The 21,002-nt window shown below is 59.9% G+C and carries 17 protein-coding genes and 2 tRNA genes; 8 read left to right on the top strand and 11 right to left on the bottom strand.

Going from position 1 to position 21,002, the window contains the following annotated elements; translation table 11 throughout:
* The first annotated feature begins 106 nt into the window (after window positions 1-106).
* From Q7L05_RS10110 to Q7L05_RS10075, 8 genes are all read left to right on the top strand, one after another.
* Window positions 107-2,605: a molybdopterin oxidoreductase family protein gene (locus Q7L05_RS10110; protein ID WP_303905680.1), complete on the top strand. Its 2,499-nt coding sequence runs from the start codon at window positions 107-109 to the stop codon at window positions 2,603-2,605.
* Between the two features lie 11 nt (window positions 2,606-2,616).
* Window positions 2,617-3,051 carry a hypothetical protein gene (locus Q7L05_RS10105; protein WP_303905677.1) on the top strand — a complete coding sequence of 145 codons (435 nt, stop codon included), beginning with the start codon at window positions 2,617-2,619 and terminating at the stop codon, window positions 3,049-3,051.
* 1,184 nt (window positions 3,052-4,235) lie between these two features.
* Entirely contained in the window at window positions 4,236-4,769 is a 534-nt protein-coding gene (locus Q7L05_RS10100) for an REP-associated tyrosine transposase (RefSeq protein WP_303905675.1), read from the top strand.
* Between the two features lie 1,031 nt (window positions 4,770-5,800).
* On the top strand, window positions 5,801-7,876 hold the full coding sequence (locus Q7L05_RS10095) for a YjbH domain-containing protein (protein WP_303905672.1): 2,076 nt from the start codon (window positions 5,801-5,803) through the stop codon (window positions 7,874-7,876).
* Window positions 7,877-8,002: 126 nt separating this feature from the next.
* Complete coding sequence (locus tag Q7L05_RS10090) at window positions 8,003-8,434, top strand: low molecular weight protein-tyrosine-phosphatase (protein WP_303905669.1); 432 nt, start codon at window positions 8,003-8,005, stop codon at window positions 8,432-8,434.
* Complete coding sequence (locus tag Q7L05_RS10085) at window positions 8,431-9,519, top strand: polysaccharide export protein (RefSeq protein ID WP_303905666.1); 1,089 nt, start codon at window positions 8,431-8,433, stop codon at window positions 9,517-9,519. Before Q7L05_RS10090 ends, Q7L05_RS10085 begins: the two co-directional genes overlap by 4 nt.
* A 17-nt stretch (window positions 9,520-9,536) precedes the next feature.
* On the top strand, window positions 9,537-11,768 hold the full coding sequence (locus Q7L05_RS10080; protein ID WP_303905663.1) for a polysaccharide biosynthesis tyrosine autokinase: 2,232 nt from the start codon (window positions 9,537-9,539) through the stop codon (window positions 11,766-11,768).
* A gap of 197 nt (window positions 11,769-11,965) precedes the next feature.
* Entirely contained in the window at window positions 11,966-12,208 is a 243-nt protein-coding gene (locus tag Q7L05_RS10075) for a hypothetical protein (protein ID WP_303905660.1), read from the top strand.
* Window positions 12,209-12,573: 365 nt separating this feature from the next.
* Here the strand turns inward: Q7L05_RS10075 and Q7L05_RS10070 are convergent, their stop codons facing one another.
* The 11 genes from Q7L05_RS10070 to Q7L05_RS10020 all read right to left on the bottom strand — a co-directional run.
* On the bottom strand, window positions 12,574-13,017 hold the full coding sequence (locus Q7L05_RS10070) for a hypothetical protein (RefSeq protein ID WP_303905657.1): 444 nt from the start codon (window positions 13,015-13,017) through the stop codon (window positions 12,574-12,576).
* Between the two features lie 329 nt (window positions 13,018-13,346).
* Entirely contained in the window at window positions 13,347-15,137 is a 1,791-nt protein-coding gene (locus Q7L05_RS10065) for a sensor histidine kinase (protein WP_303905654.1), read from the bottom strand.
* Window positions 15,138-15,610: 473 nt separating this feature from the next.
* Window positions 15,611-15,687: transfer RNA gene (locus Q7L05_RS10060), tRNA-Met, on the bottom strand.
* A 392-nt stretch (window positions 15,688-16,079) separates the two neighbouring features.
* Window positions 16,080-17,171 carry a redox-regulated ATPase YchF gene (gene ychF / locus Q7L05_RS10055; RefSeq protein WP_303905651.1) on the bottom strand — a complete coding sequence of 364 codons (1,092 nt, stop codon included), beginning with the start codon at window positions 17,169-17,171 and terminating at the stop codon, window positions 16,080-16,082.
* 122 nt (window positions 17,172-17,293) lie between these two features.
* Complete coding sequence (locus tag Q7L05_RS10050; RefSeq protein ID WP_303905648.1) at window positions 17,294-17,401, bottom strand: GxxExxY protein; 108 nt, start codon at window positions 17,399-17,401, stop codon at window positions 17,294-17,296.
* Entirely contained in the window at window positions 17,362-17,622 is a 261-nt protein-coding gene (locus tag Q7L05_RS10045; protein ID WP_303905645.1) for a GxxExxY protein, read from the bottom strand. The genes Q7L05_RS10050 and Q7L05_RS10045 overlap by 40 nt, the downstream gene beginning before the upstream one ends.
* A gap of 101 nt (window positions 17,623-17,723) precedes the next feature.
* Window positions 17,724-18,305 carry an aminoacyl-tRNA hydrolase gene (pth, locus tag Q7L05_RS10040; RefSeq protein ID WP_303905642.1) on the bottom strand — a complete coding sequence of 194 codons (582 nt, stop codon included), beginning with the start codon at window positions 18,303-18,305 and terminating at the stop codon, window positions 17,724-17,726.
* A 15-nt stretch (window positions 18,306-18,320) separates the two neighbouring features.
* Entirely contained in the window at window positions 18,321-18,959 is a 639-nt protein-coding gene (locus tag Q7L05_RS10035; protein WP_303905639.1) for a 50S ribosomal protein L25/general stress protein Ctc, read from the bottom strand.
* A 371-nt stretch (window positions 18,960-19,330) separates the two neighbouring features.
* Window positions 19,331-20,269 (bottom strand): ribose-phosphate diphosphokinase, encoded by a 939-nt coding sequence (locus tag Q7L05_RS10030; protein ID WP_303905637.1) that lies wholly within the window; start codon window positions 20,267-20,269, stop codon window positions 19,331-19,333.
* Window positions 20,270-20,416: 147 nt separating this feature from the next.
* Window positions 20,417-20,491 (bottom strand) — tRNA-Gln (locus Q7L05_RS10025).
* A 13-nt stretch (window positions 20,492-20,504) separates the two neighbouring features.
* On the bottom strand, window positions 20,505-21,002 hold a 498-nt coding region (locus tag Q7L05_RS10020; protein WP_411293333.1), incomplete at its 5' end, for a 4-(cytidine 5'-diphospho)-2-C-methyl-D-erythritol kinase.

Below are 21,002 nucleotides of genomic sequence, written 5' to 3'. Positions count from 1 at the left end.
CTTGTCGCCCCGCCCCCGTTCAACAATCATCCTCGCCGGAAAAACATTCCAGGATTTGCCCCCAGGGAAGGTGCAGAAAACATAATTTTTCGAAGAGGGGGATCTAATGTCTCATAACAACCAGAAATCATCCCCTGTTAGAGTCTTCAGCCGAAAAGAGTTGAGGCAACTCGAGCAGGAACCCGAACTTTGTAACCACGACCGACGCACCTTCCTCAAGTGGGGTGCCTTGCTTTCCTCACAGGCAGTCATCGGTGGCGGCGTACTCAATCTGCTCACCGGCAAGATGGCCCACGCCGACGACACCTTCGATAACGTGGTGCAGTGGGTGCATTCCGTCTGCGGTTACTGCTCGGTAGGCTGTGGTCTCAAGATCGGCGTGAACGCCGCCGGTGAGGCGGTGGCTGTGCGCGGCAACGATGCCCATCCCACCAACGCCGGCCGCGTCTGCGTAAAGGGCCTCTACGAATACAAGGTACTGGACGACAACGACCTCCGCGTTGCCGAGCGAGGGAAGTACCCGCTGCGGCGCAGCAGCACCGGCGGCTGGGAACCGATCACCTGGGACAACGCCACCTCCCTGATGGCGCAGAAGATCATCGAGGCCATCGACACCGCCGGCCCCGATTCGGTCGGCATCTACAACACGGGACAATGGACCATCGAGGAATACTACGCGATGGGCAAGTTGGGCAAGGGTGCGCTCAAGACCGCGACCATGGACTCCAACACCCGCCTGTGCATGGCCGCGGCGGTCTACGGCTACATGTCGACTTTTGGATCCGACGGACCGCCGGGCTGCTACGACGACATTGAAAACACTGATTGTTTCTTCCTGATCGGCACCAACCCGGTGGAGATGCACCCCCAGGTATGGCGGCGTATCGCCAATGCACGCAAGCGTGATGGGAATGCCCCCAAGCTCATCGTGGTCGACCCGCGCCGCACCGCGACCGCACGCAGTGCCGACCTCCATCTGCAGCTGAAGCCCGGCACCAATGTGGCGCTGATGAACGGGCTGCTGCAGCAGCTCATCGCCAACCACTGGATCGACAACGGCTACATCAACGCCAACACGCGCAACTACGATGCCCTGGCCGCCAAGGTGGCGAGCTACACGCCCAGCTACGTCTCCGGCATCACCGGCATACCGGCTGCGGATATCGCACTGGCCGCGGAATGGATCGGCCGATCCAAAGAGGTCTGGTCGCTGTTCATCCAGGGCGTCTATCAGTCCATGGGCGGCACCGACACCGTGCGCCAGATCTGCGCCATGCACCTCATCACCGGCAAAATAGGCCGCCCCGGTTCGTCGCCGTTTTCCATCACCGGTCAGGCCACCGCCATGAGCAACCGCGAGGCCGGCGGCTCCTCTGCGCTGGCCGCTTACCGCAACTATTACAACCCGGACCATATCGCCGAACTGGAGAACCTCTGGAACGTTGCACCCGGCACCATCCCCGCGCACGGAACCACCGTGATCAGCTCCAAAAGTGAACTGCAGCCGGAAAAGAACTCCATGGTGGAGATGATGCGCAAGGGAGAGCTAAAGGTCTTCTGGAACGCCTGCACCAACCCGGCGGTCACCCTGCCCGACCTGAACGCACTCTACTCCTATCTCGACTTCGGCAACCCCGATCGTCCCTTCGTGGTGGTGCAGGATATCTACGAACCGATGGAGACGGCCCACTTTGCCGACCTTTTCCTGCCCGCCGCGCAGTGGGGCGAGAAGACCGGTACTTACACCTGCGCCGAGCGCCGGGTCAATCTCGGCCGTAAGGCCGTCAACCCACCGGGTTATGACCTGCGGCCCAGCTATGGCGCCTACTCCGATCTGGAGATCATCAAAATGGTGGCCGACAAGATGGCGGCGCTGGATCCCCGCTTCCGCAATCAGAATGGCGACTCGCTCGTTGGCTTCAACTCGGCCGAAGAGGCATTCGAGGAGTGGAAGCAGGCATCGGCCGGAAAGATCTGCGACATGAGCGGCATGAGCTACGCCTCGCTGGAGACCAATAATGGTATCTCCTGGCCCTCCACGCCCGATAACATGCTCGGTGGCGCACGGCTCTATACCGATGGCCTCTTCAATACCAACTGGGATCGGGCACAGTATGGCACGAGCCCCGACGCACCCTGGATCGATCCGGATAACAAGTCCCGCGCCTACCTATGGGCAGTCGACTATGAGGCACCGCCTGAAGTACCGGACGGTCAGTATCCGTTCTGGCTCAATACCGGCCGGGTCATCGAGCACTTTCACAGCCGCACCAAGACCAAACGGGTGGCGCAGTTGCACGAAATGGTGCCGGAGAATTACGTCGAGATCAGTACCGAAGATGCCCAGTCACTCAACATAGCAGCCGGCGACCTGGTGCGGGTCACCTCCCGCCGCGGGGAGATTGTCGTCAAGGCCATGATCACCGACACGGTGCGAAACGGCGCGGTCTTTATCCCGATGCATTTCGGCGACCTCGACCCCATCGACGTGGCGGAAAACGACGGCCGGCTGGTTTCCGTAAACCGTCTCACCATGAACTACGTCGATAAAGATTGCGGCCAGCCCATCTACAAGCACTGTGCTGTCAAACTGGCCAAGGCATAAAGGTGACAACGATGCAGAAAAGAAAACACTTCTCCAGAAGCAGCCAGGCGGCGGCTGCCGTGCTCATGTTCACCGTGGCTACGCTGGCCACTGCCCAAGAGGTGTATGACACCAGCTTCGCGGTGGAGTACAGCTACTCCTGTCTTACGGGAGGCTGTCACGAGAACGACGCCCAACTGGTGGATGAGTACAGCCAGTCGTACATGACCCACACCATGGTCAAGTGTAACGCCTGTCACGGTACCCATACCGCCGATACCGTAGGGCAGGAGAAGCCCAACCTCACCGGGTACCAACCCGGCATCGGCGCCACCGGCTACATCGTCGGCAAAGACCGCTGCCTCACCTGTCACACCGCAGCCCTCGCGCAAAGCAGCCATCCGAGTAATCCGGGTGAATGCCTAAGTTGCCACGCCCCCCACGTATTCGCAGCCCAAGGCAACTAACCAAAAAGGCTCCTTCCCCCTCCGGGGAGAAGGGGCCTTCCCCACCTCGTTCAGTCCCGCCAAATTCAACATCACGTAGGGTGCATTCTTCAAGTGCATCGTTCGGCGTTGATACTCCTCCGCTCCCAAAAGGCCTCATCACCGAACGAAGCCTTTCCTTCTCCCCCCGGGAGAAGGCCAGGATGAGGGAGATCAAATTAGGCCGTGGCCTTTTTATGGCCTTCACCCCAAACGATCGATAATTGCTCCAAGTGTTATTTTGCCTCCTGCATCCCTGTGGCCGTCTTTCGGAGCCGGCGCATTTGGATGTGCCCCATGCGATGACTGGCGTACTCTGGAAGTCAATCGGCTTTTTGAAGATGAGGTTGGCATATCAAGAATGCGCCCTACGCGGGCTATCGCTCCATTCCTCGTAGGGTGCATTCTTCAGTTGCACCGTTCCGGCGATTATCGGAGCCGGCGCATTTGGAACGTGCCCGAAGCGGTGATTGGTGGGCTACGAAAATCAGCCGGCTTCGGGGATATGGCTTGTAAGGTGCATTCTTGATATCCCACCGTCTTTTAATCGAGCCGATCAATTTACAGCGTGCACCCACCATTTTTGGGGCACATTCAAATGCATCGTTCCGGAGATTATCGGAGCCGGCGCATTTGGGATGTGCCCGATGCGGTGGTTGTGGGCTCCGAAAATCAACCGGCTTCGGGGATATGGCTTGTAGGGTGCATTCTTGATATCCCACCGTCTTTTAATCGAGCCGATCAATTTACAGCGTGCATCCACCACTGTTGGGGTACATTCAAATGCACCGTTCCGGCGATTATCGGAGCCGGCGCATTTGGGATTTACCCGATGCGCGCGAGGTTATCTCTTGTAGGGTGCATTCTTGATGCGCCACCATCTTTTAAAAGCCGATCAATTTACGGAGTGCACCAACCATTGGTGCGACACATTCAAATGCACCGTTTCGGAGATTATCGAAGCCGGCGCATTTGGGATTTGCCTCCACACGGGTATGGAGCATTCGGCAGGTTATTGGCTTTGGGGAAACGAGAGTGGCGCATCGAGAATGCGCCTTACGGGGACCGTTCCGGACCGAACGGAGCTCCGCATTGCAAGGAAGCTTCAAATACATGTCGCGATGTGATATCAAAACGATGCACACCGACGCTACAAGGAGCGAGCCTTGCCAAACTATCGCCGTTATCGCGTCCCGGGAGGTTGCTATTTCTTTACGGTGAACCTTCTTGTCCGCCATGGAGACAGTTTGCTGACGGATCGGATCCAGCTGCTGCGCACCGCTGTCAGAGTGGTCCGACGTAAGCGTCCGTTTCATATCGACGCATGGGTTATCCTGCCTGATCACATGCATTGCATCTGGACACTGCCGCCCGGGGACATGGATTTCACCACCCGCTGGCGCTCTATCAAATCCTATTTTTCCAGGCACCTTTCCTCCACTGAATACCGCACTTCGAATCGTTTGGCACGTAGCGAACGAGGCATCTGGCAGCGCCGGTTTTGGGAGCACTGCATTCGGGATGAAACCGATTACGGTGTACATATGGATTACATCCACTTCAACCCGGTGAAGCACGGATATGTGGAGCGCGTATCGGATTGGCCGTACTCTACGTTTTCAAAAATGGTGGCTGATGGGGTTTATCCGAACGACTGGGCCGGTGCTCCAGACGTCGAAATAATCGCCGGCGAACCGTAGGGTGCATTCTTGATATCCCACCGTCTTTTAACAGAGCCGATCAATTCACAGAGTGCACCGAACCATTGGTTCGGGCACATTCAAATGCACCGTTTCTCCAAGCCGTTGGAATTGCGGCGCATTTGGGGAGTGCCCGCACATCGGTTGGTGGATTCCGGAAATTGATCGGCTTTGCGGGGCCGGGGTGGCGCGTTGAGAATGCGCCCTACGCGGAACCCACGTCGGGTGCATTCTGATATGCCACCGCCTTTCAATCGAGCCGATCGATTTACAGAGCGTACCAACCATTGTAGGGGCGCTTTCAAATGCACCGTTTCTCCAAGCGGTTGGAATCGCGGCGCATTTGGGGAGTGCCCGCACATCGGTTGGTGGATTCCGGAAATTGATCGGCTTTGCGGGGCCGGGGTGGCGCGTTGAGAATGCGCCCTACGCGGAACCCACGTCGGGTGCATTCTGATATGCCACCGCCTTTCAATCGAGCCGATCGATTTACAGAGCGTACCAACCATTGTAGGGGCGCATTCAAATGCACCGTTTCGGTGATGGGCGGAGCCGGCGTATTTGGACGTGCTTCACACGAAGTATGGGGCATTCGGCAGGATAATCGGCTTCGTGAATAGGGTGGCTTGTAGGGTGCATTCTCGATGCGCCACCCCCATTTTCACAAAGCCGATCAATTCACAGAGTGCACCAACCAATTGTGGGGCACCTTCAAATGCACCATTTCGGAGACGAACGGAGCCGGCGCATTTGGGATCTGCCTCCATACCGGTTGGGGCATCCGAATAACCGGGCGGCTTTGTGAAAATGGGGGTGGCGCATCGAGAATGCGCCTTACGGCACCGTTAGGCGATGTTTGGAGCCGGCGCATTTGGACATGCCCCCACACGGGTACGGAGCATTCCGCACGGTAATCGGCTTTCCGGAAATGGAGGCGTCCCACCAAGAATGCGCCCTACGTCTTTCTTTTCTTATGGGCTCCGGTAGACTAACGGCCATACGGATCCGCCCTTTGTTCCGCAGGAGTTCCGGTGATCCGATTTCTCGCTACTGCCGCATTGATTGCCCTCTCTCCCCTCCTTTGGGCCGCGCCGAGTTCTACCGGCCAAACCGGGCTTATCAACATGCCCGACGGCTTGATCGAAGAGGACGGCATGTGGCGGATGGGCGTCAGCCGTTCCGACCCCTATACCGCCTTCTGGACCAGTGTCAGCCTTTTCCCGCGCCTGGAGGTCACTGCCCGCTATACCGAAATCAGTGGTGCCCCTTCCGGCATTGGCGATGATTACGGCGACTACAAAGACAAGGCCTTTGACGCCAAGCTCCATCTCCTCAAGGAATCGCATCTCCTTCCTGCACTCAGTGTAGGCACCCAGGACTACCTCGGTACGCAGCTCTTCCCGGCCAACTTCATCGCCGCGAGCAAGCGACTTGGGGACCTCGACGCCACCATCGGCTATGGGGAGGATCGCATCGACGGGGTCTACGGCGGCCTCCGCTACCACCTCACAGACAACTGGCGCCTGGTGGCGGAGTACGACGCCAACGATTACCAAAACGATTTCCGGGGAGAGCGCTCCGGCGCCGCCGACCGCAAAGGCGGCTGGCAATACGGAGTGGAGTACCAGTGGGGCTGGCTGGGCGCACAGGTCAGCGAGCAGGACGACGAGATCGGCTTCAACCTGCACTTCGACATCCCGCTCGGCAGATCCACCTTCATCCCCAACATGCACGAGCCAGCCCCTTTCACAGGTGAACCGGTAACCGCGTCGATCGAGGAGTGGCAGGCCGACCCTGTCTATCCCCGGGATCTGGTCCGTACTCTGGAGGCGCGCGGCTTCAAGAAGGTCAAGGTGCGCATCGACCGCGGCTCCCGAACCCTGCAGGCGGAGCTCACCCACTCCCGCATCACCCTGGTGGGCCGTGCCGTGGGCCGGGCGGCCAGAGTACTGCTGGTGCGCGGGCCCGCCGACACGCGCACGCTGCAGATCCTCTATACCGAGCGAGAGCAGCCGCTGCTCACCTATACCTTTACCGACGCCGACGCGCTGCGTAGCTATTTCGCCGGTGAACTCAGCCATTCCGCACTCGAGCCCACCATGAGCGTGCGGTTCGCCGACCCGGAAGATCGTCAGCGCTTCGCCGCCAAAGACATCCGAATCGAGCCGAACGAGACGCCCAACGACATCGAATTCGGCTACTCCGAAGCGGACGCGACCCTCGTCCTCGAACAGGAGTCGCGCAACCTGAGCCGCTGGCAGATCAAACCCTTCAATCTGGGCACCTACCTGAACGACCCCAGCGGCGCCTTCCACTACGACATCTTCGCCCTCGGCACCTTCACCCACGACTTCGGGGGCGGACTCTTTTTCGATGCCGGCGCCCGCGTCACCCTGATCGAGGACGTCAGCGACGTCACCCAGGAGTCCAACAGCGAACTGCCGCATGTCCGCACCGACGTGGCCGAATACAAGCGGGGCGCGGAAGCCAAGCTCAACCACGCGCTGCTCAGCCAGTACGCCCACCCGGCCCAACGCGTCTACACCCGCGTATCGGCCGGCATCTACGAGGAGATGTACGGCGGTTTCGGCGGCCAGGCCCTCTACCTTCCCGAAGTCGGCAACTGGGCGGCGGACCTCAGCGTCGACTGGCTCAAACAGCGGGACTTCGAGGGGACCGGCTTTCGCGACTACTCGACCGTAACCGCCCTGGCCACACTGCACTACCGCATTCCCTCCCACGGGCTCACCATCAGCACCACCGGCGGCCGTTTTTTGGCCAAGGACGACGGCGTCCGTATCCTGCTGAAGCGCCGTTTCGCCTCCGGCTTCGAACTCGGCGCCTGGTACACCGTCACCGACGGCGACGACATCACCAGCCCGGGCTCGCCCGACGAGCCGTATCACGATAAAGGCATCTTCGTCTCGATCCCGATCTCCAGCCTGCTCACAAAAGACACCCGCAACCGCGGCACCATCGCCCTGCGTCCCTGGACGCGGGATGTCGGCCAGACCGTCGCTTCACCCGGCGACCTCCACGGCCTGGTAGAGCAGCGGCTGTTATTGAACACCGACCAATATACCGGCTTTAGCGGCCTGCGGGAGTAGAGCTCACCGGCAGGAGGCGCGCCCCCCGCAGCGAATCTCACGAAACCCGCAAACCCGCTGAACCCCGGTGTATTTGACCCCGGGTTTCCATTACAATCGTTGGCTATTGGGGGGTTAGGCAACACGATGTTCAAAAGCATCCTCGTGGTCTGCGTCGGGAACATCTGCCGCAGTCCGATGGCCGAAGGCCTGTTCCGGGCAAAACTCGGCGGCCGCGGCATCGATGTATCATCGGCTGGCATTGGCGCGCTGGTGGGAAAGGAAGCAGACCCCACCGCCGTCGAACTGATGGAACAGCGAGGCATCGACATCTCCTTCCACCGCGCCCGGCAACTGGATAGGGCGCAGGTTCGCAGCAGCGAACTCATCCTGGTCATGGAAGCCTGGCACCGACAGGAAATCGAACAGCACTTCCCGATGGCGAGGGGCAGGGTCTACACGCTGGGCCATTGGGAACAATTCGACATCCCCGATCCCTACCGCAAGCCGAGAGAGGCCTTTGAGCTTGCGCTCAAGGCGATCGAACAGGGTGTCGAAGCCTGGATGGAGCGACTGTGAGAAGAAAGTCATTTTCGTTGATGATTCTGGCAGGCCTGGCCACGCTGCTGGCCGGCTGCGCCACGCCCGGCATGAAAATGGACGTCTCTTCCATGACGCCGGTCGCACCCGAGCCGACCGGGCCGCAGATCCAGCCGCGCCTGATCCCCATCACCCCGCAGCTCATCGCCGAACAGGCGAGAGCCAAGACCAAACGCAGCCGTCCCACAGCCGAAACGCCCGACAACAGCGACTACCGCATCGGCCCCGGCGATGTCCTCACCGTCACGGTCTGGGACCACCCCGAGCTCACCATCCCGGCCGGTGAATTTCGCTCCGCTGAAATCGCCGGCCACCTGGTCGATGCCGACGGTGCCATTTTTTATCCCTACGTCGGTATCCTGGAGGTGGCGGGCTTCACCACCGGCGAGATACGAAAGCTGATTGCCGAACGCCTGCGCCACTACATTCAGAAGCCGCAAATCGATGTGCGGGTTGCCGCCTATCGCAGTAAAAAGGTGTATGTTGCCGGCCAGGTGGGCACACCCAATGTCGTCCCCATCAACGACCGACCCCTGACGGTTGTCGAGGCCGTCAACCTCGTGGGCGGCACCACCCCCGAGGCGGACCTGACCGACGTCCGTGTCACCCGCGGGAACCAGGTGCATCAGCTCGACCTGCTCTCCATCTACAGCGCCGGCGCGGAAGGCAACTTCAGGCTGCGCGACGGCGATCAGATCTACGTCCCCGATCGCAGCGACAACCAGGTCTACGTCATGGGCGAGGTCAATGACCCCTCCACGGCTGCAATGCGCCACGGCCGGCTCAGCCTGGCCGAGGCCATCAGTGCCGCCGGGGGCATGGACGAGGACCTCGCCGATGCCAGCCAGATCTTCGTTATCCGTGGCGATATCCACCAGCCCAGTGTGTATCAGCTGAACGCCGCCTCGGCCGACGCCATGCTGCTGGCAACCGCCTTCCCGTTGCAGAAACACGACGTGGTCTACGTATCGCCCACCGGTCTCACCCGATGGAACCGGGTCGTCCGCCAGATTCTACCGACCATTCAGACCCTCTGGCAGACCGACAACCTCGTAAACCGCTAACAGCGGAAGATATCGAAATGGATATGCGCAACAACACGGGAGAAAGCGCGGTTCGCGAACCGAAATTCGCCGACGACGAAATCGATCTCGGGGAACTCCTGGCCAACCTGGCCGATGGCAAGTGGCTCATCGTTGCGATTGTCGTGGTGATCACCGCCCTGGCGGCCGCCTACGCCGTACTTGCCACCCCCATTTACCAGAGCGATGTTCTCCTGCAGGTCGAGCAGCAGAGCGCTTCGGTCGGCGGTCTGGACGAATTCTCCTCCATGTTCGGTACCGAGAGCCCGGCCGAGGCCGAGATCGAGATCATCAAATCGCGCACTATCGTCGGCCATGCGGTCGATGATCTGGGCCTGGACATTGCCGTGCGGCCACGCTACTTCCCGCTGATCGGCGCCGCTGCGGCACGGCTTCATGGCCAGGGCAAAGGCATCGCTGGCTCGCTGTTCGGCCTGGACAGCTATGCCTGGGGCGGAGACACCCTGGGCCTGGACCGGCTGGAACTGCCGCCGCGCCTGATCAATCAGCCCCTGTCGCTGGTGGCCGGGGATAGCGGCGCCTACCGCCTTCTGGATGAAGAGGGCCGTGAGTTGCTGGCCGGCAGCGTCGACAAGCCGGCCGAGGCGCAGAGCGCAGGCAGCGAGCGCATCGGCATCTTCGTCTCCCGGCTGGAGGCGCGTCCAGGCACCACCTTCCGGGTAGTCAAGCGCCCCCGCTGGCAGGTGGTGCAGGATCTCAAAGGCCAGTTGACAGTAGGGGAGCAGGGCAGAGGCACCGGGATCATCAAGGTGGGCCTGGAACACTCCGACCCCCAGCGGCTGGAACAGATCCTGAACAGCGTCACCAACGCCTACCTGCGGCAGAACGTAGAGCGGCGCTCCCGCGAGGCCGAAAAGACGCTGGAGTTCCTAAACGAGCAGCTACCGACCCTCAAGGCGGAACTGACCACGGCCGAATCCCGCCTCAACGACTACCGCTCGGAAGTCGGCAGCGTCGATCTCACCCTGGAGGCCCAGACCTTTCTGCAACAGGCGGCCGAGTTCGAAAAGGCCCTCTCCGAGCTGCGCCTGAGACGCACCGAACTCATCGAAAAGTTCACCTCCAACCATCCGGTCATCACCTCGCTGGACCAAAAGACCGAGCAGCTCAGGGCAGAGCGGGCGGCGTTGGAAGCGCAGATCCGCCAGCTCCCGGAAGAGCAGCAACACTCTCTGCAACTCACCCGCGACACCCGGGTGGCCAATGAGCTCTACATGCTGCTCCTGAACAAATCCCAGGAGATGCGCGTCGTCAAGGCCGGCACGGTTGGCAACGCTCGCATCATCGATCCCGCCTATCGGCCGTCCCAACCGGTCAAGCCGAAGAAAGCCATGATACTGATGTTGGGCCTGATACTGGGTATAGGCGCCGGCGTTGCGGCCGCCCTGCTGCGCCTCGCCCTGAACAGGGGCGTGGAGGACCCGGATGCCCTGGAGCAGCAGTTGGGGCTACCAACCTTCGCTTCGATCCTGCACAGCTCTCGGGAAGAGCAGCTTGTCGTCAGAAGGGGCAAAGCGAAAAAGGCGAGACCGCTACTGGCGTTCGCCGATCGCGACGACTTGGCCATCGAGGCTCTGCGAAGCCTTAGAACCAGTCTTCAGTTTGCCGCCATGGACACGGATAACGCCATCATCACCATCACCGGTCCCAGTCCCGAGATCGGCAAGTCCTTTATATCCGGTAATCTGGCCGCCACCATCGCGGACGCCGGCAAGCGCACGCTGCTTATCGATGCCGACATGCGCAAGGGGCATCTGCACGAATACTTCGGCACCCGGCGCAGCCACGGACTCTCCGGGCTGATCAGCGGTGAACTCACCAGGGAGGAGGCTGTACGGTCTACCGATCAAACCAACCTCGACTTAATACCCAGCGGTATCGTGCCCCCGAACCCGGCCGAGCTGCTCATGACTCCCCGTTTCCAGGCACTGATGGAGGAGTTTAAAAACGACTACGACAGCATCATCGTCGACACACCGCCCGTCCTCGCGGTCACCGACGCCAGTATCGTCGGCCGCCTGGGCGGGATGACTTTCATAGTGGTCCGCTTCGGTTGGCACCCGATGCGCGAACTCGAATTGACGGTCAAGCGTCTCCAGCAGAGCGGCGTCGATGTCAATGGCTTCATCTTCAACGATGTACCGCTGAAGAGCTGCAGATACGGCTACGGCGGTCATTATGGCTACCACTACCAGTATTCGTATCATTAGATCCGCGCATACCCGCCTCGCCGCTCGCCCAAGTGGATGGCTATTACGAAAGAGCGCTATGCGCTATGACCAGGCGGCGTAGAAGTTGGTTTGTGTGGGCAAACCCTGTGATTTCTACATATACTGCTGGTTTACTGCCGTCGCTAAAGGATGGTAGCGTTTTGTGACGGCGTTAACGCAAAAAGGGGACGTGAATAATGAAGAAACTGACATTGGCCACAGTTTGCCTGTTTGGCTTCTCCTCACCGTTGCTGGCCCAGGAAGCACAGCCGGCCGGCGAAGTGCCTGCAAACTATAATGAAACGGCAGAGGCCCCCGTGATCTCCGGCGCTGTGATCTCCGCCGGCGCCTTGTTTGCCGCGGCCATTGCCGCGGTTGCTTCGCAGTCAGACGGTTCCGCCACCAGCGACTTCGCCGTTACCCATAATCCCAGCAACTAAGTCGGTATGCGCATGGAAGCCGTGAGTCGTCCGGGCGTCGTAGGGTGCATTCTTCAAATGCACCGCTCCGGCGTTGATGCTGCTCCGGCTCCCAAAATGCCCGGCGCCCAACGAAGCCTTTCCTTCTCCCCCGGGAGAAGGAAAGGATTAAGGAGATCAAATCAAGTCGTGATCCTTCTTATGGCCTTCACCCTAAACCATCGATAATTGCTCCAGGCACTATTTTATCTCCTACATTCTTGTAGTCGTCTCTCGGAGCTGGCGCATTTGGATGTAGCCCATGCGATGGTCGGTGCGTTCTGAAAATCAATCGGCTCTATGGGACGAATGTAACGCATCAAGAATGCGCCCTACGTATTGGGTGGCTAAAAGGGATCTGTTCCGTTAAATGGTTGCTGGACTACGGGTTCGGTTTTGATGGAGGCGGCGATTGTCGCGTCCGCTCGTGTTTCGGTTCTTCTGGAGTGTTGAATACGTACCGTGGCCTTTTGCCGGTCGCGGTGCCAGTCCCCGGCGAAGCAGTGGAACGCCTCATGGCCCAGAAGCCTGAAGGCGTCTTCGTCCCCGTCGTTGCTCGGTGTTCGGGCGTAGACGGTACAGCTGTTGCTGGTATAGACGGCACATCCCTGCACGATGGAGACTGGAAAAGGCAGGGCCTTGTAGCCTGCGCTTCGGCAAGCCGCGTCCACCTGCTGAGTGGACTTGTAGGTGATCAGGCGGACATCTCGCTGCTCATCCATCGAGGTGACGTCGATGGATGCACACCCTGATAAGGCTACTGCAGCGACAAAACCGGTCGCGAACCGCATGGCACACGCTCCTTGTGTAGCCGGCTCCGATTGCCGGGGGGATGATGATCCCGGTACCCCGCTCCCTCCTGAGCGATTTCGAGCTAGTAATAATACCTATAGGTCAGGTGCCTGAGAAAGCAACGCATTGTGTAAAGGGATTTTCCCCGAAATATACGGGCAGTAGACGGCGGGCACGGCCCCTATGAGTTCCCTCTTACCGATTAGGGTGGGCCGTGCCTGCCATTCAATGCGCTATTCAAGGATGCAGTCAATTCCATGCGTTAAAACAACAATCTGCTGGATTAAGCATTGGCGCCACTGCTCGTTACATCTATTCGGTTATCCATTCAGGCGCGTCTCTGCTGAGGTCCACTGTCAAGCGGTTCCCGGTTAAAGGAATCTGACTCCTCAAAAAGCAGAATCGATTGTTTCGGCCACCGGATCCGGAATCGTGTGCCGCGGGGCAGGTTATCGATGACATCGATATCCCCGCCGTTGGCGACCACGAGCTTACGCACCACGGCCAGGCCGATCCCGGTGTGTCCTCTGTTCCCGCCGCTGGAGAACATGCGGAACACCTGTTCACGCGACCACTGCGGGATTCCGGGCCCGTCATCAGCCACCTCCAACAGCCAGGCACCCCCCTTATCTTTAGCACTGAATGAGATCGTGCCCGTGTCGTGGTCGTGGTGGTGTACTGCGTTGACGATAAGGTTTTGGAATATCTGCTCCAAATGAAGCGGATCGGCGATGATTGTCGGCAATGGCGTCTTCCGCTTTATTGAAAAGCGTTTGCTCAAGTCCAGGTGCACGAGCAACTCGTCAAGAAACGCATCGAGCGGAATCGGCACCCGGTCACCCTGCACTCGGCCAACACGGGCGTAGCGGAGTAGTCCATCAATCAGATCGCTCATCCGCTGAACCCGTTCGTTAAGGAGTCGGAGCCGCTTTCTGCTTTCGCTGTCCACTCCTTCGGTCAGCTCATCTTCGATTAGGTAGGCGAGATTGGCTACTCCCCTAAGGGGTGCCTTGAGGTCGTGGGAGGCGACGGCCGTGAACTCCTCAAGGTCGGCATTAACTCTATGTAGCTCCTCGCTCTCACGGCGCAGCGCCCCCTCCGCCTGTTTGCGTTCGTCGATTTCCGCTTTCAACTGTTCAGTGGCGTACTCCAGCTCCCGGGTCCGATCATGCACCCGTTGCTCCAATTCCCGGTGCGACCGGCGTAGTCGTGCCTCGGCATGCGTGCGTTCGCAGAACAGCGCGGCGACAATCAAGCCGGTGCACGTGGTGACCAGGATCAAGGCTATCTCGAACGAGATTGTCGTCAGTCCGGCGGGGCTGGCGAACAGCCCGCTTTCCCGGTACGCCCACCATAGAACGCCTGCGGCAACCACAAATGAGGAGAGAGTAGCCCCGTGAATGCGGAACCGGACTGCCGCCCAGACCGTAAAGGGGATGATCAAATAGAAGAGGGGGGCGGTGGCCAGGGTCTGCTCGCTGAAGTAGCCGAAGCTCAACCAAACCAACAACGATTGGCCCGCTAACAGCAACAGCAGCTCGGCCCCGCGCCAACCGCGCAAGCGTTCGGCAGGCCAGCGCCGCCAGCTGAGTAGCAAAGGGGCGATCACTATCACGCCGGTGGCATTGCCCAGCCACCACATCAGCCCCACCAAGCCCACTTCGTTCCATTGGACAGCCCCTTGCAGCACCATCGCGAAGGCACCGATGGCAGCCGCAATGAAAGTGGGGGCAAGCGCACCCCGAAAACTGAAGGCAATTACGTCCTGAAACCGCCCGAAGTCCTCTCGCACCCGAAAACGGCTTAGCCAACGGGCACCCAATAACGGTTCCAGGATATTACCTACCGAAGCGCCAAGCGCGGCGGGCAACGGAACTCCGTTGACCAGAGCCAGCGCGATCACCGCTATGAGAATGCCCGGCCAAAGTGTGGGCCCGAACAGCAGGCATACGACCAGGGCCACACCCGAAGCCGGCCACAACAGTGTGACCCCTGCGTGCCCGGTTTGGATGATCAGACCCAATTGGCCGGTTATGAAGTAGGCAACAGCGAAGAGCGATACAGCGACCAAGTAACGTAACATGCCCACGCCGCCTGCTTTACTCAGTGGTATCGTCATGTTTGTTTCACTACGCGCCTGAAACCGGCGGGTAATCGGTACGGCCGATTATTGTCCGGCTTCTTCGCGTAGTTTATTCCATATTCTCATGCCCACCCCGGGGTACAGTACACTCAACGGGATGTGTGCGGCAAACGAAAGTAGCCTTCGTCGTCCTAGTGTCCTGTCACACGTCTAATGGCGCCTTCAGAGCCCCCGAGCGGCGTCAGGGCAAGGCGCGCAGCGCGCAGGCAATGCATTCTCCTTGTCAAGCGCTGGAGGCGCCATTAGACGGTGGTGACAGGACACCAGGGTCTATGGCTGTTCGGAATAACGGGAGCTGGGGCCTCAACAGGGCGGGCAGTGCCCACCCTTAAAGCGCGCCCCGGGGTTGCCGGCGTAAGCGGGCTGGTGACGAGGGCAAGCCTTATGGCTTTTTGCTCTCGGACACAAAAAAGCCGGCTCCGGCCGGCTTTTTTGTTACTGCTGGGATTTGGTGGCTACGCCCTGATTCGAACAGGGGACCCCATCATTATGAGTGATGTGCTCTAACCAGCTGAGCTACGTAGCCTTTGCGGTGAGACGGGCATTGTAAGGACTGCCCATTGTATGTCAAGCCGATCGGGGGTGACCACCAAGGCAACTGCATACTTTGAAACAGTGATGGAGTGCTTGAGATCAGGTATCCGTGAATACGCCTAAAGGAAAATAGGGAGTGAAGATTATACAGGAGCCGTCACCTGTCATCCCTGTAGGCTCGACGGCAACATCCCTCGCAACGGCTCCTGCGTTGTTCTACCTCCTGCGCCCATACAATCGTGCTGCCGTCGACCTGATATCCAGCACCTGCATCGCTCGCCAAGCACCAAGCTTGTTAGTATGCGCATACCCTGAGGGTGACCACAGAGCCCACCAAGGATGTAGGAGAAGAATGCGCTCGGCGTGCTCTGTGGTTGAGCCGTCTCAGACGTTGAAGCGGAAGTGCATGACGTCGCCGTCCTGGACAACGTATTCCTTGCCTTCCAGGCGCAGCTTTCCGGCTTCTTTGGCGCCCTGTTCGCCGCCGAGGGCGACGAAGTCTTCGTAGGCGGTCACTTCGGCGCGGATGAAGCCCTTCTCGAAGTCGGTGTGAATGACGCCGGCGGCCTGCGGGGCGGTGGCACCTACCGGTATGGTCCAGGCGCGGACCTCTTTTACGCCGGCGGTGAAGTAGGTCTGCAGGCCGAGCAGCTGGTAGCCGGCGCGGATGACGCGGTTCAGGCCTGGCTCTTCGAGCCCCATCTCCTCGAGGAAGGCGACTTTCTCGTCCTCTTCAAGTTCGACCAGCTCCATTTCAATGGCGGCGCACACCGGCACCACTTCGGAACCCTCTTCCTCGGCAAACCGGCGCACGGCGTCCAGGGCCGGGTTGTTTTTGAAACCATCATCGGCAACGTTGGCGATGTACATCGTCGGCTTGACGGTGAGCAGGTGCAGCTCATGGGTGAGGTTGCGCTCATCGTCCGTGAGGTCCAGGGCGCGTACCGCCTTGCCTTCGTCCAGGTGGGCCTGCAGCCGCTGAAACAGCGCCAGCTTGGCCTTGGCCTCCTTGTCGCCGCTCTTGGCGGCCTTTTCGGCGCGGGCAATGCCCTTTTCCACCGTCTCCATGTCGGCGAGGGCCAGCTCGGTGTTGATGATCTCGATATCGGAGACCGGGTCGATCCTGCCCGACACGTGCACGACATTGTCATCCTCAAAGCAGCGCACCACATGGGCGATGGCGTCCGTCTCGCGGATATTGGCCAGGAACTTGTTGCCGAGCCCCTCACCCTTGGAGGCGCCCGCCACCAGCCCGGCGATATCGACGAACTCCATCGTCGTCGGCAGCTCGCGCTGCGGCTTGACGATCTCCGACAGCTTGTCCATGCGCGGATCCGGCACCGGCACGACACCGACATTGGGCTCAATCGTACAGAACGGATAATTCTCCGCCTGAATCCCCGCCTTGGTCAGCGCATTGAAAAGTGTGGACTTGCCGACATTGGGCAGTCCGACGATACCGCATTTAAATCCCATTTGTTTTCTCGTCTAACCACGGGGAGCACGGGGAATTCCGCTTGATGCCGCACTTCAGTCGCCGTGTATTGAAATTGTAAATAGCTTCCCAAGACTTGTGCCTGGCCACGGCGAGCACGGTGTTATATAGAAATCCGCCTGATCCCGTGCTTTAAAAGCCGCGTATTGAAATTGAGTAAGTAGCCTCGCTTTAGACCCAAGAGCCGTAAATAGGTGATCCTAGGCCACATGCAGGGAGTTCATAGATTAATGTCTCCACGCATTTCAGCTCCAGTAGCAGACTCTGTTCGACGATCAGGTCCGCCCTGAAAGCCATGCCTAAATCCTGTCCCCGGTAACTGGCGGGAATCGGCACCTGGGTTTCAGCTCTTAGCCCCCGTTCAGTCAGCTCCAGGGCCAGCGCCTTCTCGTAAATCGACTCAAGTAACCCGGGGCCGATGGCGCTATGCACGCAGGTCGCTGCGGTCTATGTCTGTGCGATAATCCGTTCTTCACAATCCTTGAGCATGTATCACTATCTGTCTTACCCCGTGTTCTCCGTGTACCCCGTGGTTAGCCCCCTGATGTATGCAGTCGGTGCATCGCCTTTTGCAGTTCGCCGGCGACGATGTCGGGGACGGTATCCACGCATTCGTCGATGGCGCGCTCCATTAGACCACGCTCTTCGGGTGATGGTTTACCGAGGACGTAGCCGGTGACCTCGCTGGCGTGGCCGGGATGACCTATGCCGATGCGCAGGCGTAGAAAGTCGCGGCCGAGTTGGGCGCAGATATCGCGCAGGCCGTTGTGGCCGGCATGGCCTCCCCCCTGCTTGAGCTTGACGCCGCCCGGGGGTAAATCGAGTTCGTCGTGGGCGACCAGGACGGCTTCGACGGAGATCTTGTAGAAGTGGGCAATGGCAGCCACGGACTGGCCGCTGCGATTCATGTAGATCATGGGCTTCAACAGCCACACATCCTGGCCGGCGATGGAGATGCGGCCCACCTCACCGTGAAATTTATTCTCCGAACGCAGCGCGCCACCGTGGCGGCGCGCCAGTTCGTCCACGAACCAGAAGCCGGCATTGTGTCGGGTCGACTCGTACTTGGCTCCGGGATTGCCCAGGCCCACGATGAGCTGAATCGGTGAGGTCAATGCCGGGCTCCTGGCCTATTCGGCGGCTTCTTCGCCCTCGGCCTCTTCGCCGGCACCGCCCTTGACGGAGGCACGAGTGACCTGAATCTGCGCAACGGGCAGGTCGTGGCCGGCGCCGTGCATCAGCTCGACCAGTTCAACGCCTTCAGGCACAGTGATTTCCGACAGGTGCAGGGACTGGCCCAGCTCCAGCTTCGAGAGGTCGGCTTCCAGGTATTCCGGGAGGTCCTTCGGCAGACACAGAACCTCGGCATCGGTCATGGTGTGGGTGACCAGACCACTGCCGATCTTCACTCCCGGGGCGATGTCTTCGCCGATGAAGTGCAGCGGAACGTGCATACGAATCGTCTCGTTGGCCGCCACACGCTGGAAATCGGCGTGAATCAGCTGGTTCTTGGCGGGATGGCGCTGCAGGTCCTTGAGTACCGCGCTCTCTTCCTTGCCATCGACAGTGATGGTGAGGATGTGGGAGTAGAAAGCTTCGTGCTCCAGGTTGTGCATCAGGCTGTCATGGTCGAGGAGGATTGACGTCGGCTCCTGGCCGGTGCCGTACAGGATGGCCGGCATTTTGCCCGCGCGACGAAGGCGGCGGCTCGCACCCTTCCCCTTGTCGCTGCGAACTTCAGCAGTCAGATTGAAATTAACTTCACTCATGGCTCTTTCACTCCAATGGTTTTGATGGTTCCCGTCCATGGGCGGGAACCCGTGAGCAGCTCATCCCCCATGGATGCGCTTGCTCCGCCTTCCCCGCGACCAGGGTCGGCAGTTATCCCGTGAAAACATACGGGCTAAAAGGCCGCCGGCAAAAAGCCGGCGGCCCGAATTCTTCATGCGTTTGCGGTGGCGTTTTACTCCCTATCCCTTTGGGAAAGAGGACGCTCCTTTAAAATTCATGTTCCAAATTGGTGTCCATGCATGTAGGAGCGACGGAAGCCGCGATATATCGAATCGCGGCTTCCGCCGCTCCTACAGATGTATGGTACCAAAGGAGCATTTTGGACACGATTTCGGAACAGCTATTCAGGTCAGTCCATATAGAGTGAACTGACCGATTCGTCGTTGTTGATGCGGCGCATGGTCTCCGCCAACAGTTCGGCGATGGAGACCTGGCGGACAGTCTTGCAGGCCCGCGCATCGGGTGCCAGAGGAATGGTATCCGTGACTACCAATTCGTCCAGGGCCGACTGGTCCAGCTTGTCGGTTGCCGAGCCGGAGAGCACCGGATGCGTGATGTAGGCCGAGACCTTGGAGGCGCCATGCTCCTTGAGCGCTTCGGCCGCCTGGCAAAGGGTGCCCGCGGTATCCACCAGGTCGTCGACAAGCACACAGTGGCGCCCCTCCACATCACCGATAATGTGCATCACCTGCGAGACATTGGCCTTGGGCCGGCGCTTGTCGATAATCGCGAGGTCGGCATCATCCAGCCGTTTGGCCAGGGCACGGGCACGCACCACGCCCCCCACATCGGGCGAGACCACCATCATGTTCGGGTCCCGGTTGCGCCAGATTTCACCCAGCAGGATGGGCGAGGCGTAGACATTGTCGACCGGAATATCGAAAAAGCCCTGGATTTGGTCGGCATGCAGGTCGACCGTCAGCAGCTTGTCGACGCCGACGGTGGTGATCATGTTGGCAATCACCTTGGCGGTGATGGGCACGCGTGCGGAGCGCGGGCGCCGGTCCTGACGGGCATAGCCGAAATAGGGCATGACGGCGGTGATGCGGCCCGCGGCGGCGCGCCGCACGGCATCCACCATCACCAGCAGCTCCATCAGGTTGTCGTTGGTGGGGACGCAGGTGGGCTGGACGATGAAGACGTGTTTACCGCGCACGTTCTCCAGGATCTCCACCATGACTTCGCCATCGCTGAACTTGCCGACAATGGATTTACCCAGTGGAATGCTGAGGTAGGCGGCGATGTCCTGCGCCAGTTTCGGGTTCGCGTTACCCGCAAACACCATCATGTCGGAAACGGTGGATCCTCTGAACGGATGCCGGAAGGGCATGGATACCTCATCCCAAAAGCAGTTGGTGCGACAGAACAAACAGGTCGGAAGGCTGCCGCTGCTTACGAGCTTGTGCGCCACCCGAAGGGGCGACACAACCGAATATGGCTGGGGCGGCAGGATTCGAACCTGCGCATGCTGGCATCAAAAGCCAGTGCCTTACCGCTTGGCGACGCCCCAACTGTTTTTTCGATCAGCCTTGCAGCGCCACATGCGTCGGCAACGGCGATCGGTTCCTGCCCTGAGCGACGAATCCCCGCCAGCCCTCCGGCAGCTCCGCCAGAACCTTGCGCGCCTGCCGCTGGTCAGAAAAGGGTGCGAAAATGCAGCCCCCGCTGCCAGTCAGACGGGCCGCACCGCGGTTCGCCAACCAGTCCAGTGCCTCGGCTACGGCCGAATAACGGGCCCGGACCACCGGCTCGAAAACATTCGAACCTGTGCCCGACAGGAAGTCGGCTATTGTGATTGGCGCACAGTCGCGTGTCAATTCCGCAGCGCTGAAAAGCTCGGCTGTCGAGACCTTTGCCGGCGGCACGATGACCACGAACCAGGGCTCGGACAGCTCCACCGGAGTGAGTCGTTCACCGACCCCTTCCGCCCACGCGGCCCGGCCGCGGACAAAAACGGGGACATCGGCACCCAACTCGAGAGCGAGTGCGGCGAGTAGGTCCTCGGAGCGGCCCAGTCCCCA

The sequence above is a fragment of the Thiohalomonas denitrificans genome (assembly GCF_016841685.1).
Lineage (GTDB): Bacteria > Pseudomonadota > Gammaproteobacteria > Thiohalomonadales > Thiohalomonadaceae > Thiohalomonas > Thiohalomonas denitrificans_A.
The sequence above is the reverse complement of the archived record's forward strand: the minus strand, read 5'-3'. Positions and strand labels throughout refer to the sequence as shown.

Coding starts and splice junctions, on each gene's coding strand:
- Q7L05_RS10090 (WP_303905669.1), top strand. CDS start 8,003: ATGTTCAAAAGCATCCTCGTGGTCTGCGTCGGGAACATCTGCCGCAGT.
- ychF (WP_303905651.1), bottom strand. CDS start 17,171: ATGGGATTTAAATGCGGTATCGTCGGACTGCCCAATGTCGGCAAGTCC.
- Q7L05_RS10105 (WP_303905677.1), top strand. CDS start 2,617: ATGCAGAAAAGAAAACACTTCTCCAGAAGCAGCCAGGCGGCGGCTGCC.
- Q7L05_RS10070 (WP_303905657.1), bottom strand. CDS start 13,017: ATGCGGTTCGCGACCGGTTTTGTCGCTGCAGTAGCCTTATCAGGGTGT.
- Q7L05_RS10110 (WP_303905680.1), top strand. CDS start 107: ATGTCTCATAACAACCAGAAATCATCCCCTGTTAGAGTCTTCAGCCGA.
- Q7L05_RS10080 (WP_303905663.1), top strand. CDS start 9,537: ATGGATATGCGCAACAACACGGGAGAAAGCGCGGTTCGCGAACCGAAA.
- Q7L05_RS10030 (WP_303905637.1), bottom strand. CDS start 20,269: ATGATGGTGTTTGCGGGTAACGCGAACCCGAAACTGGCGCAGGACATC.
- Q7L05_RS10035 (WP_303905639.1), bottom strand. CDS start 18,959: ATGAGTGAAGTTAATTTCAATCTGACTGCTGAAGTTCGCAGCGACAAG.
- Q7L05_RS10050 (WP_303905648.1), bottom strand. CDS start 17,401: ATGTGGCCTAGGATCACCTATTTACGGCTCTTGGGTCTAAAGCGAGGC.
- Q7L05_RS10075 (WP_303905660.1), top strand. CDS start 11,966: ATGAAGAAACTGACATTGGCCACAGTTTGCCTGTTTGGCTTCTCCTCA.
- Q7L05_RS10065 (WP_303905654.1), bottom strand. CDS start 15,137: ATGACGATACCACTGAGTAAAGCAGGCGGCGTGGGCATGTTACGTTAC.